Genomic DNA, 6,591 nt, shown 5'->3' on the forward strand with positions numbered 1-6,591 from the left:
CGGCGGAGATTACCAGCGGGCTCCACCAGGGCCACTCCCAGCGTCGCGGGCGGTGGGGGCAATGAACGACGTTGCTGTAGGGTGCGCACAGCTCTTGCGGCGTGGGGCCACGCAGTTCACGGATGACCGTGTGCATGCGCGAGATCAAGGCTTTGATGATGTCTTCGCACTTGGGATCGAGGGCATGCTTGCCTCTGAGGCCCAGGCAGAAGCAGAAGTACAGGAACTCCAGTACATCCTGAAATTCCTTGGGCGCCTGCATGACCCGTTCGAGCAGCACGAAGATTTTTTCGCCGCCCTGGGTTTCGTCGTGGAAGATGCTGAGCAGCGGCTCGTGGCTCCAGCACGAATTGTTGCCCCACGGGCGGCTCATCACGGCCTCGTCCAGGTACAGGCACAGGGCATAGGAATAGACTTCCTGGTGCGCGATGGGGTAGCCGTGCTGCTGGATTTCTTCGCGAATGTTGCTGACCTGGTTTTGCACGGTCTTGTGCACGTAGGCGAGGTTGGGCAGGTCGTCCAGGGTACGCAGGCGAATGACCAGGCCGAACAGCGGGCTTGCTGCGTCGAGCATCAGGTTTTCGAAGCCGCCGCGCAGCTGGAACTCCGGGTCGGCGGGGTAGCCGGATAGATCCGTTGCGAGTTGAGGACCAGTACCGGTACGAGGCTGTTGGGTACCCTTGATATCCTCCAGCAGAATTGGCTTTTTCTTGGCCGGCACCGGTGTTTCAGTGCCATCGGACTCTTTGGACATCCTTAATCCTCGTCTAGTTGGAAGGTCAACTCACACAATGGCTGCGAACTTCCGATATGATCGGGCGCAAGCATTTTGCGAAAGCCTGAAGACTAACGAGGAATCAATATCTATGGGAGATTGAAACTTCCTAATGGTCTGTAGGAAGTTTCACCTCAAGTTATTTTTAAATTATTATTAACGAGCAGAGGCTCGATGATTTTGTCTGAATTGCTGTTGCTTTTGTGACTGCTGGTGGCTCTATTACGAGGGCTGCGGTACAGCAGAATCACGCATGGCAGGGCAGTTTTCCGGCGCCTGCAACGCGATGCGCCCATAGAAGAACAACGCAGTAGCCCAGGTTGTAAACCAGACAAAGATTCCGGCCCAGAACGTATGGGACATATAGTGCCAGCCCTGCAGTACGCGGGTAGTGCCGTACACGAACCCGATCAGCAGAATTGCCACCAGCAACTTGCGCGCATGTGCCCAGCGGTGGCGCAGGGCCACGAAATACAGCGCCAACAAGGTAAACCCGCTGGAGGCATGGCCGCCCGGCCAGCAGCGGCCATCGCCGGCCTTGTTCCACAAGGAGAAGTTTTCGAACCATTCGACCCGGGCCTGCGAGCCGCCATACAGCGTGGTTTCCACAGGGCAATACACGCTGGTGTGGCTTTTCAGGTAATGAATCACGGTCGTGCTCAGTGCGAACGCCACCACCACGAACAGCAGGTCGCGGCGGTGTTGGGTGGTAAAGCGCAGCACCGGTGCGATACGAGCCTTTTCCAGCACCTGGGTCAGGCCCAGTTGAGGGTGGTTGGCCAGACGCGGCCAGATGAACGACAGCAGGCTGCCGATGACTGCCAGTTCGCCGGTCCAGTCCGGCAGGATGCGAGGCCATTTGTGGGTGGCTTTCTCGAACCACTGGTTGTGCAGCAACGGGAACTGGCCGGTGGCCGGGTCGAGCAGCAAGTTGCTGATCCAGCGATCGAGTTCGGTGAGGTCGAATGCAATAAACACGATGGCAGCCAGCAACAGCGGCAGCAGCAGGTTATTACGGTAGAAGGTGGTACGAGAGGGCATTGTTCAGAGTTCCTTGGCATCAATGAGATTGGCCCACTCACTGGCCGCTATCTGGCCCAGCAGCTTCGCCTTGCCATCGCTGCCCTGGGTGATGAACAGGGCGCTGGTATAGCTGTTCGACGTCGCGCTGGCAGGTACTTCGAGCGCTTGCTCCAGCCGTTCCATGCAGCCGCTGTGGCTGACCAGCACGAGGTTGTGGCCGTCTCGCTTGAGGGCCATGGCGTTTTCGGCGAAGTGGCCGTCACACTGATTCAGCCAGCCTTGCGTGGCAATGGTCTTACCAAACATGGCGTGTGCGGTCTGCCGGGTACGCACTTCCGGGCTGGCCCACACGTCGGCTGAGCCCAGGCCAAGGTGCTGCAGGCCGTTGCCGACCTCGGCGGCCACATGGCTGCCTGCGACCGTGATTCCGCTGGGGGCACCCAGGCAAGCACCGCTGGAGCGGTCGCAGCGTTCGGCATGGCGCAGCACCACAATCACCGAGCCTTTCGCCCAGGCGGCCTCAAGCCCGCTGTGTTGCAGGTGATGAGGGTTGCCCAGGTTGGGGATGGCCGTGCGGGCATGTGCCCAGGCTGCCGCTACGCCCAGGATCAACAGCAGGCACAAGACTGCGAACAGCGCCGTGCCCCAAGGCAATCGGGGTACCTGGGCAAGCCGTGAGGCGGGTGATTTGTCGATTACGCCTTGCAGCATGTTCGCCACTCCAGTCAGTTCGCTCCACACAAGAGCGTCGGCACTGTAGGTAGCGGGATGTCGCTAGAGAGTGAGGCTGATGTGAAAAAAGCCTTGGCCCGACAGCAGTCAGCCAGTGAGAAGTCAAGTATGAAACCGGTTTCAAAACATTTCTGAACGCGCTAGATTATTCGGCTGTCTTCTTGATGGCCTATCAAGATCACCTCCCACAGAAAATCAGATGGCGCTTATCAAGGCCGCCGCACAGCCGATGAGGATTCGCAATGCCTGAGCATGTTCCAGACAACCCGCGCAGGGATTTTCTGCGCAAGACCTTGACCCTGATCCCCGTGGTTACCGTGGCCAGCACAGGGCTTGGCGTGGGCGCCAGCCAGCTGCTTGCGGCCCCGCAACCGCATCAGCAACCGAAAGTGCCGGCCACACCGCCTGCAGGCAACTATCAACCGACGTTCTTCAGCGCCGAAGAGTGGGCTTTTGTACAAGCTGCAGTGTCGCGCATCATCCCGGCCGATGAGCTTGGCCCCGGCGCACTCGAAGCCGGCGCCGCCGAGTTCATCGACCGCCAGATGAACACCCCCTACGCGACTGGCGCGCAGTGGTACATGCAAGGCCCGTTCAACGCCGACGCCGCGCCCGAGCTTGGCTACCAGTTGCAGCTCAGCCCGCAACAAATCTATCGCCTGGGCATCGCTGCCGTGGACGGTTGGTGCAAAGCCAACGGCGGGCAAGTTTTTGCCGCACAAGATAGCGCTACCCGAGACCGTATTCTCAGCAAGGTGGAGGCAGGAGAGCTGGTGTTCGACACCGTCCCGGCGAAGGTGTTCTTCAGCCTGTTGGTGCAGAACACCCGTGAGGGGTTCTTCTGCGACCCGATTCATGGCGGCAACAAAGGCATGGTCGGCTGGACCCAGATTGGCTTCCCCGGTGCCCGCGCCGATTTCATGGACTGGGTCGAGCGCAACGAGCCTTACCCGTTCCCGGCTGTATCGATCCGCGGCGAGAGGGCCTGAGGCATGGCGACTGTGTTGAACAAAGTGGATGCGGTCATCGTCGGCTTCGGTTGGGCTGGCGCGATCATGGCCAAGGAGCTGACCGAGGCCGGGCTGCACGTGGTGGCCCTGGAGCGGGGGCCTATGCAGGATACCTACCCGGAAGGCAGCTACCCGCAAGTGATCGATGAGCTGACCTACAGCGTGCGCAAGAAGCTGTTCGTGGATGTGTCGAAAGAAACCGTCACTGTCCGCCACAGCGTGAATGACGTGGCACTGCCCAATCGCCAGCTCGGTGCTTTCCTGCCGGGCAAGGGCGTGGGCGGCGCGGGCCTGCACTGGTCGGGCGTGCACTTCCGGGTCGACCCGGTCGAGTTGCGCCTGCGCAGCCACTACGAAGAGCGCTACGGGCGCAAGTTCATCCCCGAAGGCATGACCATCCAGGACTTTGGCGTCAGTTACGAAGAACTGGAACCGTATTTCGACTTTGCCGAAAAGGTCTTTGGCACCTCTGGCCAGGCCTGGACCGTCAACGGCCAGGTGGTCGGTGAAGGGAAGGGCGGCAACCCCTATGCGCCGGACCGTTCCAACCCGTTCCCATTGCCCGCGCAGAAGAACGTGGTGTCGGCCAGGCTGTTCGAAAAAGCCGCCACCAGCCTGGGCTACAAACCCTACAACCTGCCATCGGCAAACACCTCCGGGCCTTACACCAACCCGTACGGGGCGCAGATGGGGCCGTGCAACTTCTGCGGTTTCTGCAGCGGTTACGTGTGCTACATGTACTCCAAGGCCTCGCCTAACGTGAACATTCTGCCGGCGCTGCGCCAAGTGCCCAACTTCGAGTTGCGGCCCAATGCCCATGTGCTGCGGGTAAACCTGGACGACAGCAAGCGCAAGGCCACTGGCGTGACCTACATCGATGCGCAGGGGCGCGAGGTGGAGCAGCCTGCGGAGCTGGTGATCCTGGCGGCGTTCCAGTTCAACAACGTGCGCCTGATGCTGCTTTCCGGCATCGGCAAGCCCTACGACCCAGTCAAGAACGAAGGTGTGGTCGGGCGTAACTTCGCCTACCAGAACATGGGCACGGTCAAGGCGTTCTTCGACAAGAACACCTACACCAACAACTTCATTGGTGCGGGTGGCAACGGCATTGCCATCGACGATTTCAATGCCGACAACTTCGACCATGGCCCCCACGGCTTTGTTGGCGGCTCGCCGATGTGGGTCAACCAGGCCGGCAGCCGGCCGATTGCCGGCACCTCCAACCCGCCGGGTACGCCGGCCTGGGGCAGTGCCTGGAAGAAAGCCACGGCCGACTACTACACCCACCAGGTGTCGATGGACGCCCATGGTGCGCACCAGTCCTACCGTGCCAATTACCTGGACCTGGACCCCACCTACCGCGACGCCTACGGCCAGCCGCTGTTGCGCATGACCTTCGACTGGCAGGAAAACGACATCAAGATGAACCAGTTCATGGTCGACAAGCTGAGCAAGGTCGCTCAGGCGATGAACCCCAAGGCCATTGCGGTGCTGGGCAAGCAGGTCAAGGACCACTTCAACACCGCCAGTTACCAGACTACCCACCTGAACGGCGGTGCGATCATGGGCACCGACCCCAAGACCAGTGCACTGAACCGCTACCTGCAAAGCTGGGACGTACATAACGTGTTCGTGCCGGGGGCTTCGGCGTTCCCGCAGGGCCTGGGTTACAACCCGACCGGGCTGGTAGCCGCGCTGACCTATTGGTCGGCACGCGCCATCCGCGAGCAGTACCTGAAAAACCCCGGCCCGCTGGTCCAGGCCTGAGGAGCGATGAGCATGAAGACAATGTTGATCGCAACCCTGCTGCTGGGTGCCACTGCGGCCGCACAGGCCTTGGCGAATGACGATGCACAGGTGCGCCAGGGCGAGTACCTGGCCCGCGCCGGTGACTGCGTGGCCTGCCATACCGCCAAGGGCGGCAAGCCCTTTGCCGGCGGCCTGCCAATGGAAACCCCTATCGGCACGGTGTACTCCACCAACATCACCCCGGCGGCCAGCGGCATTGGCCAGTACAGTTTCGAAGACTTCGACCAGGCTGTGCGCAAGGGTATCGGCAAGGATGGCAGCACCTTGTACCCGGCCATGCCATACCCGTCGTATGCGCGGGTCAGCGAGCAGGACATGCAGGCGCTGTACGCCTACTTCATGAAGGGTGTGCAGCCGGTGGAGCAGGCGAACAAGGCTACTGACATTCCCTGGCCGCTGAGCATGCGTTGGCCGCTGGCGATCTGGCGTGGTCTGTTTGCGCCAGAGGCGAAGCCCTGGCAGGCATCGGCGGCAGCTGACCCGGTGGTGAACCGTGGCGCGTACCTGGTCGAGGGCCTTGGGCATTGTGGCGCCTGCCATACGCCGCGCGCGCTGACCATGCAGGAAAAGGCGCTGAGCCCTGCAGATGGCGAGCAGTTCCTGGCCGGCAGCGCACCGCTGGAAGGCTGGATTGCGAAAAACCTGCGTGGCGATCACAAGGACGGCCTGGGCAGCTGGAGCGAAGCGCAGCTGGTGCAGTTTCTGAAGACCGGGCGCAGCGATCGCAGTGCGGTGTTCGGCGGCATGAGCGATGTGGTCGAGCACAGCATGCAGCACATGAGTGACGCCGACCTTACCGCAATCGCCCGTTACCTGAAGACCCTGCCGCCGAGCAACCCGAATGACCAGCCGCACGTCTACGACAAGCAGGTCGCGGATGCGCTGTGGAAAGGTGATGACAGCAAACCCGGGGCGGCGGTGTACATCGACAACTGCGCGGCCTGCCACCGTACCGATGGCCAAGGCTACACCCGCGTGTTCCCGGCCTTGGCTGGCAACCCGATGGTACAGACTGCAGATGCCACGTCGCTGATTCACGTGGTGCTGGCGGGGGGTACGGTGCCGTCGACACACACCGCGCCCTCGAACTTCACCATGCCCGCATTCGGCTGGCGCCTCAGTGATCAAGAGGTTGCCGAGGTGGTGAACTTCATCAGAAGCAGCTGGGGTAACCAGGGCAGCGAAGTCTCTGCCGGTGATGTGAAGTCGCTTCGCTGACCTCTCCAGCTGCACCCTGATCCA

At 61.4% G+C, this 6,591-nt stretch carries 6 protein-coding genes; 3 read left to right on the plus strand and 3 right to left on the minus strand.

Features of this window, described 5'->3' with window-relative positions; genetic code table 11:
- The 3 genes from icmH to ABI582_RS28510 all read right to left on the minus strand — a co-directional run.
- Positions 1–754 (minus strand): type IVB secretion system protein IcmH/DotU (icmH, locus tag ABI582_RS28500; RefSeq protein ID WP_442120965.1); only part of this gene is annotated, 754 nt, incomplete at its 3' end.
- A 243-nt stretch (positions 755–997) separates the two neighbouring features.
- Entirely contained in the window at positions 998–1,816 is an 819-nt protein-coding gene (locus ABI582_RS28505) for a phosphatase PAP2 family protein (RefSeq protein WP_442120966.1), read from the minus strand.
- Positions 1,817–1,819: 3 nt separating this feature from the next.
- Complete coding sequence (locus tag ABI582_RS28510; RefSeq protein WP_442120967.1) at positions 1,820–2,509, minus strand: histidine phosphatase family protein; 690 nt, start codon at positions 2,507–2,509, stop codon at positions 1,820–1,822.
- Between the two features lie 263 nt (positions 2,510–2,772).
- Between ABI582_RS28510 and ABI582_RS28515 the strand changes: the two genes are divergently transcribed.
- The 3 genes from ABI582_RS28515 to ABI582_RS28525 are packed head-to-tail and all read left to right on the plus strand — an operon-like array spanning position 2,773 to position 6,567.
- Positions 2,773–3,519 carry a gluconate 2-dehydrogenase subunit 3 family protein gene (locus tag ABI582_RS28515; RefSeq protein ID WP_442120968.1) on the plus strand — a complete coding sequence of 249 codons (747 nt, stop codon included), beginning with the start codon at positions 2,773–2,775 and terminating at the stop codon, positions 3,517–3,519.
- A gap of 3 nt (positions 3,520–3,522) precedes the next feature.
- Positions 3,523–5,307 carry a GMC family oxidoreductase gene (locus tag ABI582_RS28520; protein WP_442120969.1) on the plus strand — a complete coding sequence of 595 codons (1,785 nt, stop codon included), beginning with the start codon at positions 3,523–3,525 and terminating at the stop codon, positions 5,305–5,307.
- Positions 5,308–5,319: 12 nt separating this feature from the next.
- Positions 5,320–6,567, plus strand: a complete 1,248-nt coding sequence (locus ABI582_RS28525) for a c-type cytochrome (protein WP_442120970.1) — start codon at positions 5,320–5,322, stop codon at positions 6,565–6,567.
- Positions 6,568–6,591 lie beyond the last annotated feature (24 nt).

Source organism: Pseudomonas sp. SAS7 (assembly GCF_052112345.1).
In the GTDB taxonomy this organism is placed as follows: Bacteria; Pseudomonadota; Gammaproteobacteria; order Pseudomonadales; family Pseudomonadaceae; genus Aquipseudomonas; species Aquipseudomonas putida_Q.